Genomic DNA, 15,239 nt, shown 5'->3' with positions numbered 1-15,239 from the left:
ATTGGTATTACTTATTTTGTTTTACTCAGTGTTTGTCCTTTTGGATCTCCCGCACGAGCATTGCCTGTAGAAGCAGATTGACGGCCTCCAGGAAGGTTATTCTTATCTACTTCTTGCAAGGCTATATCTACCAGTGCCCTTACTGGTGTACCATCACTCAAAAACATATTTAAAGTGTAGGTTAAACTCGTGATTACACAATAAAAATACTCGTTCCCCCATGTAAATATATAAACAGGTGGTCGTTTATCAGTTGCTTTACTGATAGTTTCTACACCTTTCTTAATTTTATCTATATATTTTTTCATCACCGATTCTTTTGTTTCATAAGTATCATAAAGTAACTGTTTGAGCGTAAATTTGTAAGGTTCAACGCCAGAAAAGTTTACTTTCGGAAGTAGAGTAGTTCCTCTATTACCATCCTTACTTTCCCACTTAACAGTTCGAGAGAAACTAATATCTGTAGGATTAAACATTAATTCAATATCTGGCGCTTCACCGTTATAAGCTACAAGTTTGGCTTTCTCAAGTTGCGGTTGACGTTTTTGAATAACAATAATTGCTGGACTTGCCATTTGAGTATTTCTCCAAAAATTAATTCTTAAATACAAATTTACCAAGGTAATCTACCAGAGGAACCACCATGTCGTTCTCGCTCAATTTCTATTCGTTGTCGTAATCTGCTATAAACTTCACGAGCTAGAGCTTCAAGATCGGCTGTATCATCTTTATCATCTCCTTGAGAAAATGAAGATGCGCTCTCTATCGTCTCTGTTACTGGTGCTATTTCTCTAGATATGTCGGGTGGAGTGACTTCTTCCCCATCAGCAAAGCCTCTAGGTGAAGGAAGATGTTTAGCAAAAACTTGTGGTGATTCTGAAACATGAGAATATTCATAATTTTGGCTATTAAATTCTCCATCATGAAAATTAAAGCTCGTGAATTCATCATCATTTCCATTTAGTAAATCTTCTACACTTGACCATTGAGAAGGTGTATTTGACCATTGAGAAGATGTTTTAGTGGGAGAATTTGCTTTGCGGAAAATCAGGGGAGGCGATGAGTATTGAGGTGAGGATTCGCCTACATCAATTGTTTCATTGTGAAGGGTATGAATCTCTGGAGAATTGAGGATCGAAAGTCTCTGTTTATTAATATTCAACCCCAAGGAAGAAGGAATTAAAGAATTTGATATCTCAGGTGAATCAGTCTCAGCACTTTTTAGCTGTAATGAAGTGTCTGGAAAAGAATCGACTTTAGTCGGAGTCTCTGAAGAAATTGTTTCTTCTGGTTCTGTGGAATTGGGTGTCTGTAAACTTGGAAGAATAATATCTTGGGGTGTTCCACCCGTGTTGATGTGATGTAGTAGGGGTAGATTCTTCTGTGCATCTCTAGTATTAATCACAAACTCCCCAGGCGTAAGCATTGCAGGTACTGTATCCGAGGCTGCTATCTGCTGGCGATTTTCAACGCGGGAATCTGTTACGTGGCCACCAGTAGCATAACCTTTAGGTGCTGGCAAATTTTCTGCGATCGCATTTTGCTCAACTTGAGGTACTGTGTTTACCTCATTTTGTGGGGAGGTTGGATTATCTGAGGTATCAACAAAGGTTAATATTTCAGGATTTTCTTCATTTGTTACCGCAGAGGTAAATTCTGATTCTACTATTTGTTCATTGTCAATAATTTTCCTGAAAATACTCGCAGTTTCAACAATCTCAGGTGATGTAGGAGTAATTATTGGTATTTCAGAAATCTCTGGTGATGTGGCGGAAAGTGGTGCGATCGCAGTTTCACCAATTTCAGGCGATGTCGGAGTAATTATTGGTATTTCAGAAATCTCAGGTGATATGGCGGAAAGTGGTGCGATCGCAGTTTCACCAATCTTAGGCGATGTAGGAGTAATTATTGGTGTTCCAGAAATCTCTGGCGATGTGACGGTAAGTGGTGCGATCGCAGTTTCACCAATCTTAGGCGATATGGCGCTAATTATTGGTGTTTCAGAAATCTCTGGCGATGTGACGGTAAGTGGTGCGATCGCAGTTTCACCAATTTCAGGCGATGTAGCGGTAATTATTGGTATTTCAGAAATCTCAGGTGATATGGCGGAAAGTGGTGCGATCGCAGTTTCACCAATTTCAGGCGATGTCGGAGTAATTATTGGTATTTCAGAAATCTCAGGTGATGTAGCGGAAAGTGGTGCGATCGCAGTTTCACCAATTTCAGGCGATATAGCGTTAATTATTGGTATTTCAGAAATCTCTGGTGATGTGGCGGAAAGTGGTGCGATCGCAGTTTCACCAATTTCAGGCGATATGGCGCTAATTGTTGGTATTTCAGAAATCTCTGGCGATATGGCGCTAATTATTGGTGTTTCAACAATCTCTGGTGATGTAGCAGAAAGTGGTGCGATCGCTGTTTCACCTATCTTAGGTGATGTAGGAATAATTGTTGGTATTTCAGAAATCTCTGGCGATGTAGCGGAAAGTGGTGCGATCGCAGTTTCACTAATCTTAGGTGATGTAGGAGTAATTGTTGGTATTTCAGAAATCTCTGGCGATGTAGCGGAAAGTGGTGCGATCGCTGTTTCACCTATCTTAGGCGATGTAGGAGTAATTGTTGGTATTTCAGAAATCTCTGGCGATGTGACGGAAAGCGGTGCGATCGCAGTTTCACCTATCTTAGGCGATATGGCGCTAATTGTTGGTGTTTCAACAATCTCTGGTGATGTGGCGGTAAGTGGTGCGATCGCAGTTTCACCAATTTCAGGCGATATAGCGTTAATTATTGGTATTTCAGAAATCTCTGGTGATGTGGCGGTAAGTGGCGCGATCGCAGTTTCACCTATCTTAGGTGATGTAGGAGTAATTGTTGGTATTTCAACAATCTCAGGTGGTACTAAAATGGGCTGACTTTCTGTAAATTCGTTATTAGTACTCTCAAGATAGCTGTCACGTTGCAGTGAAGTTAGATTTATTAAAGCATCTGAGACATTAACCACCATAGCAGACTGTGACTCTGAAATTACTAACGGTTCATGATTATCAGAGTTTCTGAATAAATTAGGTGTATCTTCAATATCATCTAAAGTAGGTGTTAACTGAACAGGTATATTTGCTAAAAAATCACTTGAAACATTGGAATCAATTTCTTGTTGTATTGCAATAGGATTTTTTGCAACTGAAGATTCAGAATTAGGTACAGCAATATGCTCTACTACAGTATTTTCATCATTCACCAAAGGATGAAGCAAAGTAGGTGCATCATCAAGTTCAGGTGAGGTTAGTGCTGACGGCAAACCTAGAGAGTTATCAACGACAGCATTATCCAGTTGCAATGTAGGTATTTCCAAATTAGTCTCAATAGACAGAGGCTCATCTGATGTTAATAAGCTATTTTCATTACTATTAATATTAACATTTTTTTGAACACTCTTCTTAGCTACAGATGGTTTTGCTGCTTTCCTAGATTTTGAATTGGATTTTTTCTCAAGTAGTTTTTGAGATTTATTTGCTTTTTTTGATTTAGATTTACCTTTAATATTTAATTGTTGCGAGGTATCATCACTTGTTTTTTTATCAATTCGATTTGGCAGTATATCTGGAATACTGTTTTTTAATATTTCATCAGTATTAATATGACTATTTTCGGGTAGAGGAATTGAATCAAAAGAATCAGATTCAAATAATGGTAAATCACTATTTATATCTTGATTATCCCAACTATCCCAACCTATTAATGGTTGTATCGATGGTTCATTTTCACGAGATAATAAAAATTTAGAGGATGTAACTAATGGTAGCTTAGTTTGTATCGGGCTAATAAAATTACTTCCTGAATGCAGAGAATGAGATTGTTTTCTCAATATCATTCTCTCAGGATTTGATAAAGATGATATTACCCCAAGGGGATGAATATTATTTCCTAGTGGAGATTGAATAATTTGCATAGTTATCGTTGAAAAATAGCCAATTAGCTAGAAACGAAATACCCACTTTTTTGATTCCGTTGTACAGAAGTGCCTCCTCCTGTAGACCTTGCAACTTGTAAGCCTTCATAAGCTAAAGTTAATTCTTCAATAGCAACCGCCTTACCATCTGCTTGAAGTGCAGGTGTTTTCCAGGTTATAGGAATAGCACCAATCAAAGTCCAACTCATCATCGTTTCACCGGCTTGATTGAAAATCAGAATATTGACATTGCGTCGAGACGTTTTCTTTTTTTCATCAAAAACTGCATTCATCCAGTTCCAAAAACCTGGATGGTCGGTAACTCCACGTTTAAGAGTTATGTCTGCAAATTCTGTATGACCTAAATAAATTCTTTGTTGGTCATTAACACCACCTTCCTGGAAAACATTTTTCTTAATTTGAATACTTAATCCTGAACATTCCGCAAAAGATGCAGCAATAGAACTGTCTATTTCTACGTAGAAACGATTAGTAGTGACATAATTTAATTCGTGAGTAATGTTGCCATTATTAGCGCCTGTAGCCATCACAACCACCTTTGAGAATTATAATTACCTACTCTTTCGCGCTGCGATCGCAAATCTTCTAGCAAAAGTTTATACACGTGTTCTGTCAGCTGGTTCATCAGCAGTGAGTCGTTGAGATATTTACTTGCCGTTTTAGCCGCGTTAGTAGCATCAGATGCCGCCGAAACCCCAGCGTAGCCAGCAGTACCGCCAACATCTCCATCAAAGGTGAAAAAATTTTGTTGCTGTTTTGAGTCCATAAATAAAAAAACTCTCCCTAAATCCAGGCTAAAGGTACTGCATCAGAATCAAAAGTAGCCAAAAGTCGAACTTAGTTTTTGCCTAGATTTTGACTTTTGAGTAGTTGTGTTACTAGTGCGATCGCAGTACTCTAAATTTTGATTAACAGTAAAATAATTTATCTAGCTACTGCTTGGGCAACCAGGAAAAGAAAATGAGAGAACACGTCAGTCGGCAGAAAAAAACTACTACAGGCTTCTCAATTCCATCCCTGAAACACCCAACACGCGGCTTTGGTTTGGAGTCGCCGGCAATTTCACGCCAAGCGGTTCCTGAAATACAACCACTCGATAAACCAGTTACTCACGATATCAGTCGCATACCACTGCGTAGTCCCCAAGCAAAACTCTCAATTAGCCAGCCTGGAGACAAATACGAACAGGAAGCCGATAGCGTCGCACAGCAGATGAAATCTCTGGACATACAACGACAACAAGCGCCAGAGAATGAGGAAGAATTACAGATGAAGCCGATGGTGAAGCGATCGCCGATGTTAATGATAGGTAGCAAAACAAGAGAACCTATAATCCAGCGAGATATCGAAAATGCTACCTATGACAAATCCGATCCAACAAGCGCCGAGGCATCTAGGGCTTTCTTCACAGCCTATAATGAAACTGTTCAAAAGGCATATAACTATGCAATCACCGTACCTAGTTTAGGAGCTTATGGGGAATTGAACGGTTATACCAAACTTTGGGTTCAAAAGTGGAATGAACATTTATCGCAAAAGCGCCCGAAGTTGATGGCAGCAGCCTTTGGATATGTGATCGAATCGTTGGTGAGTGACTCAAACTCGGAGTTTCACCCCAAAATCGGTGGAGAGTATTCAGTGGATACACAGGTAACGGTAGGTGGAACCCGTCCTGATTTAGTTTTGCGGTTAAAAAAAGGAAGCAACTATATTGCATGGCTAGACCTAACAGCCTCAGATAGTGTTGACCATATTTACACAAAGGATAATTGGTCTTTAAAAGTTAGCAATTTTGCAGAAGTTACCTATCCTTCTCTTGATCTTGGCACTTTAGCCTTTATGCAACAAAATAAAGACAATAAGGGCGGAATAAGCGAAGCGGATCTCAAAACAAGATTGGCTGCTGCTCAGGCAGAGTATGGAAAACGTAAAGAGCAATGGAAGCAGCTTGGTCAAAGGTTTGCTTTCAATCAGATTTGGAAAGAAATGAAGAAGAGTCGGGAGGCCTTAAGTATGATGCCAGAATATCCACGACAATTTATCTTGGAAAAAATAAAGAAGGAATTCCAGGTTGCTGAATTAGATGAAAAGCTGGTGCCAAGTATCTTAATTGCTATGGGCGTATCGGCAGCACCTTGGGGCTATACAACGGGATATAGCAGCAGTGAAAAAGCAGGTGAGGCATGGCTGATAGATAATGCGCCTGCTGAAGCTTCAACTTGAATATGTGCGATCGCCCGATCTTGTAGGGTGCGTTAACGAAGTAACGCACCAAACCGATAATTTGGTGAGTTACGGCGTAAACAACCAAATCGCTTGTCAAAATATCCAAACACGAACGCTTAACGCAGCCTACGAGAGATATTAATTCGGCATAAACAATGGATATTTTAAGACAATCGACTCATCAATGAATACCTATGCCCAATTACCACCGAGCCAAACTTCCTGGTGGTACTTATTTTGTCACTCAAGTCACTCATCATCGCCAACCTTGCTCACCAGCAACATCGCACGCCTTGCACTGCGTGCTGCTATCACTCATGTACGTCAAAAATATCCCTTCACCATCGACGCATTTATGCTATTACCCGATCATTTCCATTGTTTATGGACAGAGCAAGGATATCTTTGCAGGGGAAGAGAAAGTCCTTTTGATTCGATGAAATTGGATGATTTATTTTTTAGAGTTCTCTTACTTGAAGACAAAAGTTACTTCAGGGAAGGCAGAAGTTGCTACAGAGTGCGCGAAACACCGAAACGTCTTGGCAGAATTTAATTCCGAGAAGGCAGAAGTTGATACAGAGTGCGCAAAACACCGAAACGTCTTGGCAGAATTTAATTCCGAGAAGGCAGAAGTTGATGCAGAGTGCGCGAAACACCGAAACGTCTTGGCAGAATTTAATTCCGAGAAGGCAGAAGTTGATACAGAGTGCGCGAAACACCGAAACGTCTTGACGGAAGTTAATTCCGAGAAGGCAGAAGTGCAATCGCTCGATACTATAGAATGGGGTTCCCGAAAATTTAGACTTTCGACAAATTGTATTACAAGTGCGATCGCAGTACTCTAGATATTATTAACAGTAAAATATTCATCTAGCTACTGCTTGGGCAATCTGGAGAAGAAAATGAGAGAACATGTCAGTCGGCAGAAAAAAACTACTACAGGCTTCTCAATTCCATCCCTGAAACAACCGATACGTGGCTTTGGTTTGGAGTCGTCGGCAATTTCACGCCAAGCAATTCCTAAAATACAACCACTCCACAAACCAGTTACTCACGATATCAGTCGCATACCACTGCGTACCCAAGCAAAACTCTCAATTAGCCAGCCTGGAGACAAATACGAACAGGAAGCTGATAGCGTCGCACAGCAGGTAATGCAAACAATGGCGCAACCTGTAAATCGCCAGTCTATCCAACGAGAAGAAGCGCCAGAAGATGAAGAAGAATTGCAGATGAAACCTCTGGCAGATTCCATCACTCCTTTGGTGCAACGAGAAGCATTGCCAGAGGATGAGGAAGAATTGCAAATGAAATCTCTGGACAATAGCATACTGCAACGAGAAGAAGTGCCAGAAGATGAGGAAGAATTGCAAATGAAATCTCTGGACAATAGCACACTGCAACGAGAAGAAGTGCCAGAAGATGAGGAAGAATTGCAAATGAAATCTCTGGACAATCGCACACTGCAACGAGAAGAAGTGCCAGAAGATGAGGAAGAGTTGCAAATGAAATCTCTGGACAATAGCACACTGCAACGAGAAGAAGTGCCAGAGGATGAAGAAGAATTACAGATGAAGCCGATGGTGCAGCGTCAGGCCAAGGCTGGGATGGTTGGTGCGCCAGACTTGGAAGCGTCCATTAACCAAGCTAGGGGTGGTGGACAGTCTATGGCAGACAATATCCGCAAACCGATGGAGGTGGCATTTGGTGCAGATTTCAGTAGGGTGAAGGTTCACACAGATGGTCAATCTGACCAGTTGAATCGGTCAATTCAGGCGCGTGCTTTTACGACGGGACAGGATGTGTTCTTTCGTTCGGGAGAATATAATCCTGGGAGTCGGGCTGGACAGGAGTTGTTGGCGCATGAGTTGACCCATGTTGTGCAGCAAAATGGGGGAGTATTAGATACCGCAAATGTGCAGCGAGTGTGGGGAAGTGGACTACCTGCTAGTGTAAAAGCACCCCCTACAGAAGACCAAAAAGCCAAGGCAAATGCCGAAGAGCAGGAGAAAAAAAAAGCCCAAGAGCAGGAGCAGCATCAACAAGAAGTACAGAGTTTCATCAATAAAATTGAAGACTTTATACTAAAGGATGATGGAACAGCTGATGGGACAAAGACGGGAAGATGGAATTATTTTCCAACGTTTAAGATTTCACAGAAAATTTGCGATGACGTGATTAACGCATGGAGGGGAAAAAGCGGACAGAACTACCATGTGCTTGACAGTCACAGAAATAATGAGGGTTATATAAATTTTTTAAGGACAGATCCCAAAAAATCATCTTCTACAAAATCTGTAAACGCGAATATCCATGTATACATATCCAATTAACACTAAGCTTTAGCTGAAGTGTATTGCCTCTAATTCTTCCCTTACAGATAAAGGCTGATACCCCAATGCAAAAGCTTTGGAACTATCCAAAGAAACATCCGTTGGTCTAGGTGCTGCCATTTTCACATCTTGTTGCCGACACGATTTAAGTCTAGTGGCGGGAAGTTGAAATACTTCTACTAATATTTGTCCAAAATCATAACGTGAAATCCGCTCTTTGCCACCTAAATGAATGATGCCATTAACTTTTTCTAATGCTAATAAAAGTCCTTTGGCGGCAGTTGTGCCACTTACTGGGGTGCGAAATTCATCAATAAATAAATTTAGTTCTTTTTCAGCTTGTAAAGTTTGAAGAAATGGCTGAATAAAGCTTTTCGCTGTGGGTGTTGCTGCACCAAACATCAACGGCATTCGACACACTGCGGTCATGGGATACCTTTCTAGCATATCTGCTTCTGCGATCGCCTTTTGCTCACCGTAAAGATTGACAGGACACACGGCATCTGTTTCTTGATATGGAGCATTTAAGCCATCAAAAACTAAGTCGGTTGAGGTAAAAACACAAGCAATAGAATTATCCGCGCAAAGTCCGGCAATATTGCAGGATGCTATCACATTAATTGCGTGCGATTCTTTGGGGTTGGTTTGACAAAAATTTGGTTGCGAATGTGCGGCAGTATGAATAACTGCTTCTGGTTTGACATCATTAAATATGCGTTTCAATTCCTGAAAATTTGTTAAGTTCGCTGGTAAAATTTTTATGCCAGGAATCTTTAAAGGATGGGATAAATAAGTGCCATAAATATCCCATTCTTGTTTTGCAAGCTGGCAAAGATGCCATCCTAAAAAACCACTTGCTCCGGTTATTAATAATCTTTTCATATTTTATGTAAAACTAAAGTTCTATTTGATAATTCATTTATTTGTAGATATATTAACCTGTGTTTTTATCGCGATCGCAATTACTTTAAAATTCTTTCTGTAATTTGTTGTGTAGCTGATGTATCTTAATAATGCCAGCACTTTACGGGGATTTGAGGGCAGGTTCTATGTCTAAAAATAAAAATATATTTGACGGAGTGAATTTGACTATTGGCTTTATTGGTGCAGTGGCGAGTGTTGCTGGTTTAGCTTTGGCATACCTTGTTGCTACTGGCTGGACTCCAGAAACACCAGGCTTCGGTTCAAAAGACCGCTTTTCTTGTGCTTTACAACCTGATACACAAAACGGCGGTGAAGTGTGGACAGTGATGTATCGTAACGATCGAGGCAAAAAGCCTTGGCTAAGGATGGTTAACAGCTTTGGTAATGATTGGGATACACAAAAACGCTGCGATGTAATTGCTCAACGATTGGAAGGCTTTCGCCAGGATGGTTTAATTGGGTTGAGTCATCGTCTTGACCCAAAAACACCCAGCCAATCTGTAATCTGCGTCAATACCAAGCTAGACCGCAACAATTGCAATCTGTTAGTGACTCTCAAAGTTAGTGCTGATGGCTACGACTCGCTGCGACGGATGACACAAGCTTTGAAGAATGGTACTACTGTTGAACAAGGCTCTGGTTCTCCAAGTGTTATCTTCAAATCCTCTGAGATTAATTTTGAAAACTATCTGGCGGCTGAGGATATCAAGGCTGGCTCAACTGCTATTAAATAACATTAATTTATTTTTAGGCTTAAATTTACACCTAATTTGACCGCCCAAGCTGCTTCAGTAAAATATTGCGATTATTGATCGCTAATTGATAATCAGGTTTGATGGCGAGTGCCTTATCATAAGATGCGATCGCTTCAGAATACCGTTGCAAGTTCTTTAGGGAAACACCTCGGTTATTCCAAGCTTCATGGAAGTCAGGTTTGATGGCAACTGCTTTATCATAAGATGCGATCGCTTCAGAATACCGTTGCAAGTTCTTTAGGGAAACACCTCGGTTATTCCAAGCTTCATGGAAGTCAGGTTTGATGGCAACTGCTTTATCATAAGATGCGATCGCCTCAGAATCCCGTTCCAATTTTCCTAGAGAAAAACCTCGACCATACCAAGCGTCCTGATCGTCAGGTTTGATGACGGTCGCTTTATCATAAGATGCAAGCGCCTCAGAATAGCGTTGCAACCTCTCTAGAGAAACACCTCGATTATGCCAAGCTAGATGGTAGTCAGGTTTGATGGCAATCGCCTTATCATAAGATGCGATCGCCTCGGAATAACGTTTTAAGTTATCTAGGGAAATACCTCGACTATGCCAAGCGTCCTGATCGTCAGGTTTGATGGCAACCGCTTTATCATAAGATGCGATCGCCTCGGAATAACGTTTTAAGTTATCTAGGGAAATACCTCGACTATGCCAAGCGTCCTGATCGTCAGGTTTGATGGCAACCGCTTTATCATAAGATGCGATCGCTTCAGAATACCGTTGCAAGTTAGCTAGGGAATTACCTCGGTTATACCAAGCTTCATGGTAGTCAGGTTTGATGGCGATCGCTTTATCATAAGATGCGATCGCTTCTTTATACTTTTGCTTGACAAAGTAATCATTGCCTTCATTCCAAAAATCTTCCGACTTTTGGGTAATCTCCGCTTGCTTCACAACTTCAGTCAAATATGTATTAATCGGGATACCCCATTTGAAAGTGCCATCGCCAGGTTGTGAATTAGCAATTGTTGTAGACTGCTGTTGTGGTGGTGGTGTTTCACCTTTAAGTTCAGCTTGTCTAATAAGTTCTAATTCGGTAAGCCCATGCACTGCAATCACTTCTCCTATTGCATTCATCGCTGGGCCCCCACTCATCCCTCCTGCGGTTGTTGCACTGTAGGAAATTCCATAGCCATCGGTTAGGCTGTCAATTGATGATACTGTACCGACAATAAATTGTCTCTTTAAACTATTACCAGGAAAACCAGTGATGTAGATGCTATCTCCCAGACTCACTTTGTCAGAATCACCCAAAGGAAGGGCTTTATAAAGACAGGTTCCACCATCAGGTTTAAATGTCACTACAGCTAAATCTTGCTGGGGAAAGCGTGTGATATCTGTTACTGTCCAGATTTTTTGATCGTTGGTTTGCAATTTTAATTTGGCGCTGGGTGGTACTACATGACGCGCCGTAAGTACGGTACAGACTTCTTTGTTTTTTCCCGGCACAAAAAATCCTGTACCTTGTCCTGGTTTATCTGCGTAGTTGATTAAAACCACGCTTTCTTGCGCTTCTTTGGCAATCTCTCCAGGTGTTTTGCGGCTGTTACAGCTGATGAGAGATAAAGCGATAAAACCAAAGGTAGCATACCAATACCAAGGTATCATACCGTACCTGTATAATTTAATGGTTTAATTCATTTTGACTTGTCTTTTATTTTAAAGTAATTGATCTTACATTTTGCACTGGACGATTAAAATCGCTACTACAGAGGGTATGCATAGGAATATAGTGGACTTGAACTTTAATTTACGCCCAGTAATGATTACAAAATACTATTGCAGTAATTCTTGAAACTGCTTTTCATTACGCACTTTGCTAAAGTCTGGGTCAGTTTTTGCTAACTTCTTGTATTTATCAGGAACAAGCTTGATTGCTTTGTCTAGGTTCTCAATTGCTAGTTCTAGATTGCTTTGTAAAGCATAAGAGCAAGCTTTGTTGTAATATGCTTGGTGCAAATCTTGCTTGATGGCGATCGCTTTATCATAAGATACAATACCATCTTGGTAGCGGTGCAGCTTTGTTAGAGCTATGCCTCGGTTAATTAAGGCTTCATATTTATCGGGTTTGATCGCGATCGCTTTGTTGTAAGATGTAACAGCATCTTTGTAGCGTTGCAACGATGTTAAGGCGATGCCACGATTATACCAAGCTTCATATTTGTCGGGTTTGATGGCGATCGCTCTATTATAAGATCCAAGAGCGTCTTGGTAGCGTTGCAACGATGTTAAGGCAATGCCACGATTAATCCAAGCTTCAGGACTCTCAACTTTGATGGCGATCGCTTTATCATAAGCTTTTATGGCATCTTCATAATTATGTCTATCTAATAAATTGTTACCTTGATGAAAGTAATCTTCTGCTTTTTGGGTAGCCTTCGCTTCTATGAAAAGTTGGGTTACATTGCTTTCTTGGACAACCTGTGTAGTATTTTCTGCCGATGAGTTTGCCCCACCACTACAGCCAAATGTCAAGAAAGCTATCAAGCCAGATGCAACGAAGCAGTGCCGAAAAACCATGCTGTACCTACAAAAATTATTAGATGATGTTAAAATTTGTTAGTTTTTTGAGTATTATCAAAATACACTAGTTTTTACCCATTAATTTACTTATGTTTATTTTCCCAAAAAGTTTTGTTGACGATGCATAAAACTTTATCAAAATCAAGCGTATGTAATAATATCATATTAAATACACATAAAGCAATCGCTTAGAACCTGCTTTACTCAAAAAACAATTTATTCGTGTTGCTATATATATTGCGTAGCTGTGACTCGTCGTAAACATCGCACTCGTGTAGTAATTCATCCTGATGAAAAGCTTTTTCAATCCGCCAATGCCGACGGTATAAATCAGCCAGGATCGCAGAGGTGAAGACAGAAGTAATATCAGAATAGTTAGTTTTTCCAACCTCTATCTCTATTAATTACTTTTATTTTTTATTGCAAAATAAAATTCAACCTAAGCTCTAGATATTGATAAATCGTAGAAATAATTTATATTAAATATATGGGGATTTAAAGTTTTAATTTTACTTCAAAAATTAGGAACAGGAAAAAATCTCATAAAAATTGCTAGTGCATTCATAATGTCATGAAATAATTTTTGGCATTAAGATTGTATATTTTGTATTCATCATTTTTTATTTAGGATATAAAACTATGTCTCTTTTCTCCCCTGATGGTCGGACAAAAGTTAGCAACACTACAACTTCTCCATTTAGTGCTATAGGAAAGATGAGAATAAGTTGGAAAGGCCCAGATGGGATTATTAATACTGCTGATGATATTATCATCAACGGTTCTGGTGCCATGATTGATTCCTACCACTTTTTAACAGCAGGACACTGTGTATACGATACGAGATATGGAGGTTGGGCAGATAAAATTGAGGTGATGCTTGGTTCTAAAGGAAATATCATTGCTGGTACAAACCGGGCTGATTATGAATATTATAGTGAAGCTAAATCTGTTTACACACGTTCTTTTGATGGATGGACTCAAGGAGATCAAACTAAAAGCGAAACTTTTCAATACGATATAGGATTGGTTACTCTTGACCGCAATATTGGAAACTTCACTGGCTGGTTTAACTATGGATATGACGATAATCTCAGTAGTGGAACTTTAATGAATGTCACTGGATACCCTTCTGATAAATTTGATTCCAATAGCGATGGGAAATTTGACAACTATGATATGTGGACTCAGAGTGGAAAAATCACAAGTACAACTGACTCGATCTTGCGTAGTAATGAGCTAGATATCCTACCTGGAAATAGTGGAGGCCCTCTCTGGCTTAATAATTCCAACACAAATAAACCAACTATTTATGGAGTAGCTTCAAATGAGACAACCAGCAACAATACTCCGCTTTACAACGAGTTCGCCCGAATTACAAGCACTCGATATAATGAGATTCAAAACTGGATAGACCAAGACAATACCGCGCGCCAACCCACTGACAAAGCTGATTTAGTAGATTCTGATGTGTGGTTTAACACCACTCTTGGAAGTTTTAATAATAAAACTATCAAATATGGGGAAAATTTCAGCATCACAGTCTATCCTCGCAACAATGGTACAGCCGCGACAGGCACTTTTTCGGTTTCGTTTTACGCTTCTACTGATACCAATATCACTGATAATATTGGTTCTCATTACTTAATTGGTAATACAACTATTTCTTCGATTAATCCATTCAATTCGGGAACAGCGACTTGGAGCGGTGCGTTTCCTAATATCCCAATTGGAAATTATTATGTTATTTCATTTCTAGATCCAACTAATTCAATCCAAGAGTTTGATGAAAGTCTAAGCAGCAACCAAAAGGTATTTAGAACTTTACTCACTGTTACCAATAGTACGCCTACTTCGACACCTCAGACCGTTTCATCAACCGTTAGCTCGCCTTTATCAGCCAATGAAGAAAATCTCACTTTAACAGGTGCAGATGATATTAATGGGACTAGTAATACTAGTAATAATAATCTAAATGGTGGAAATGGCAATGACATTCTTATAGGCGGAAGTGGTAATGATACTTTCGTTGGAAGTTTAGGTAACGATACCCTAACGGGAGGAATTGGATCTGATGTTTTTACTATTAATACCCCTGCTGAAAGTATTCATAACATTACAGATTTTTCGTCAGATGACACAATTTATGTTTCTAAAATCGGGTTTGGAGGTGGACTTAGTGAAGGTATACTTCAAGCCACACAATTTTTTATCGGTTCAGTAGCAGAAGATAGTAGCGATCGCTTTATCTACAACAATAATACAGGGGGTTTATTCTTTGATGCCGATGGTGCAGGCTCATCCAGTCAAATCCAAATTGCTCAATTAGGAATGGGTCTAGATATGACTAATACAAATATTTTCGTGATTGCCTAAATAATCCAGGATTTATACCAGTTTAATTAATGATTGCAAAACATCCTTGGGTAAAGACGCGATGAATCGCATCTCTACAAATGGTCTATTTGTCGCAATTATTTTTTTAAATTGGTATA

The 15,239-nt window shown here is 39.8% G+C and carries 13 protein-coding genes; 6 read left to right on the top strand and 7 right to left on the bottom strand.

Going from position 1 to position 15,239, the window contains the following annotated elements:
* Positions 1–11 precede the first annotated feature (11 nt).
* Genes RM368_RS10725 through RM368_RS10710 form a run of 4 tightly spaced genes read right to left on the bottom strand, consistent with a single transcriptional unit; the run spans position 12 to position 4,736 of the window.
* Positions 12–575, bottom strand: a complete 564-nt coding sequence (locus tag RM368_RS10725) for a hypothetical protein (RefSeq protein WP_322694058.1) — start codon at positions 573–575, stop codon at positions 12–14.
* Between the two features lie 38 nt (positions 576–613).
* Entirely contained in the window at positions 614–3,949 is a 3,336-nt protein-coding gene (locus RM368_RS10720; RefSeq protein ID WP_322694057.1) for a hypothetical protein, read from the bottom strand.
* Positions 3,950–3,972: 23 nt separating this feature from the next.
* Positions 3,973–4,497: a phage tail protein gene (locus RM368_RS10715; protein WP_322671283.1), complete on the bottom strand. Its 525-nt coding sequence runs from the start codon at positions 4,495–4,497 to the stop codon at positions 3,973–3,975.
* Positions 4,497–4,736, bottom strand: a complete 240-nt coding sequence (locus RM368_RS10710) for a hypothetical protein (RefSeq protein ID WP_322694056.1) — start codon at positions 4,734–4,736, stop codon at positions 4,497–4,499. Before RM368_RS10710 ends, RM368_RS10715 begins: the two co-directional genes overlap by 1 nt.
* 194 nt (positions 4,737–4,930) lie before the next feature.
* Between RM368_RS10710 and RM368_RS10705 the strand changes: the two genes are divergently transcribed.
* The 4 genes from RM368_RS10705 (at position 4,931) to RM368_RS10690 (ending at position 8,529) form a co-directional block, all read left to right on the top strand.
* On the top strand, positions 4,931–6,193 hold the full coding sequence (locus RM368_RS10705) for a hypothetical protein (protein ID WP_322694055.1): 1,263 nt from the start codon (positions 4,931–4,933) through the stop codon (positions 6,191–6,193).
* A 197-nt stretch (positions 6,194–6,390) separates the two neighbouring features.
* Positions 6,391–6,636: a hypothetical protein gene (locus RM368_RS10700; protein WP_322694054.1), complete on the top strand. Its 246-nt coding sequence runs from the start codon at positions 6,391–6,393 to the stop codon at positions 6,634–6,636.
* 33 nt (positions 6,637–6,669) lie between these two features.
* Complete coding sequence (locus RM368_RS10695) at positions 6,670–7,041, top strand: hypothetical protein (RefSeq protein WP_322694053.1); 372 nt, start codon at positions 6,670–6,672, stop codon at positions 7,039–7,041.
* Positions 7,042–7,098: 57 nt separating this feature from the next.
* Positions 7,099–8,529 carry a DUF4157 domain-containing protein gene (locus RM368_RS10690; RefSeq protein WP_322694052.1) on the top strand — a complete coding sequence of 477 codons (1,431 nt, stop codon included), beginning with the start codon at positions 7,099–7,101 and terminating at the stop codon, positions 8,527–8,529.
* A gap of 9 nt (positions 8,530–8,538) precedes the next feature.
* Here the strand turns inward: RM368_RS10690 and RM368_RS10685 are convergent, their stop codons facing one another.
* Complete coding sequence (locus RM368_RS10685) at positions 8,539–9,411, bottom strand: NAD(P)-dependent oxidoreductase (RefSeq protein ID WP_322694051.1); 873 nt, start codon at positions 9,409–9,411, stop codon at positions 8,539–8,541.
* 167 nt (positions 9,412–9,578) lie between these two features.
* Between RM368_RS10685 and RM368_RS10680 the strand changes: the two genes are divergently transcribed.
* Positions 9,579–10,187: a COP23 domain-containing protein gene (locus RM368_RS10680; RefSeq protein ID WP_322694050.1), complete on the top strand. Its 609-nt coding sequence runs from the start codon at positions 9,579–9,581 to the stop codon at positions 10,185–10,187.
* Between the two features lie 31 nt (positions 10,188–10,218).
* Here RM368_RS10680 and RM368_RS10675 read toward each other — a convergent pair whose 3' ends face one another.
* Both RM368_RS10675 and RM368_RS10670 read right to left on the bottom strand, forming a co-directional pair.
* Positions 10,219–11,832: a tetratricopeptide repeat-containing serine protease family protein gene (locus RM368_RS10675; RefSeq protein WP_322694049.1), complete on the bottom strand. Its 1,614-nt coding sequence runs from the start codon at positions 11,830–11,832 to the stop codon at positions 10,219–10,221.
* A 168-nt stretch (positions 11,833–12,000) separates the two neighbouring features.
* Positions 12,001–12,744: a tetratricopeptide repeat protein gene (locus tag RM368_RS10670; RefSeq protein WP_322694048.1), complete on the bottom strand. Its 744-nt coding sequence runs from the start codon at positions 12,742–12,744 to the stop codon at positions 12,001–12,003.
* 642 nt (positions 12,745–13,386) lie between these two features.
* Between RM368_RS10670 and RM368_RS10665 the strand changes: the two genes are divergently transcribed.
* Positions 13,387–15,120 carry a trypsin-like serine protease gene (locus RM368_RS10665; RefSeq protein WP_322694047.1) on the top strand — a complete coding sequence of 578 codons (1,734 nt, stop codon included), beginning with the start codon at positions 13,387–13,389 and terminating at the stop codon, positions 15,118–15,120.
* Positions 15,121–15,239: the final 119 nt, after the last annotated feature.

This window comes from Nostoc sp. DedSLP03 (assembly GCF_034530815.1).
Classification (GTDB): domain Bacteria; phylum Cyanobacteriota; class Cyanobacteriia; order Cyanobacteriales; family Nostocaceae; genus Nostoc.
Note: the sequence above shows the minus strand (reverse complement) of the source record. Positions and strands in the feature narration are given on the sequence as shown.

Bases quoted from the DNA above. Each gene is read 5' to 3' on its own strand.
- RM368_RS10675 (WP_322694049.1), bottom strand. From the start codon at position 11,832: ATGATACCTTGGTATTGGTATGCTACCTTTGGTTTTATCGCTTTATCT.
- RM368_RS10680 (WP_322694050.1), top strand. From the start codon at position 9,579: ATGTCTAAAAATAAAAATATATTTGACGGAGTGAATTTGACTATTGGC.
- RM368_RS10700 (WP_322694054.1), top strand. From the start codon at position 6,391: ATGCCCAATTACCACCGAGCCAAACTTCCTGGTGGTACTTATTTTGTC.
- RM368_RS10720 (WP_322694057.1), bottom strand. From the start codon at position 3,949: ATGCAAATTATTCAATCTCCACTAGGAAATAATATTCATCCCCTTGGG.
- RM368_RS10690 (WP_322694052.1), top strand. From the start codon at position 7,099: ATGAGAGAACATGTCAGTCGGCAGAAAAAAACTACTACAGGCTTCTCA.
- RM368_RS10670 (WP_322694048.1), bottom strand. From the start codon at position 12,744: ATGGTTTTTCGGCACTGCTTCGTTGCATCTGGCTTGATAGCTTTCTTG.
- RM368_RS10665 (WP_322694047.1), top strand. From the start codon at position 13,387: ATGTCTCTTTTCTCCCCTGATGGTCGGACAAAAGTTAGCAACACTACA.
- RM368_RS10685 (WP_322694051.1), bottom strand. From the start codon at position 9,411: ATGAAAAGATTATTAATAACCGGAGCAAGTGGTTTTTTAGGATGGCAT.
- RM368_RS10710 (WP_322694056.1), bottom strand. From the start codon at position 4,736: ATGGACTCAAAACAGCAACAAAATTTTTTCACCTTTGATGGAGATGTT.
- RM368_RS10725 (WP_322694058.1), bottom strand. From the start codon at position 575: ATGGCAAGTCCAGCAATTATTGTTATTCAAAAACGTCAACCGCAACTT.
- RM368_RS10715 (WP_322671283.1), bottom strand. From the start codon at position 4,497: ATGGCTACAGGCGCTAATAATGGCAACATTACTCACGAATTAAATTAT.
- RM368_RS10705 (WP_322694055.1), top strand. From the start codon at position 4,931: ATGAGAGAACACGTCAGTCGGCAGAAAAAAACTACTACAGGCTTCTCA.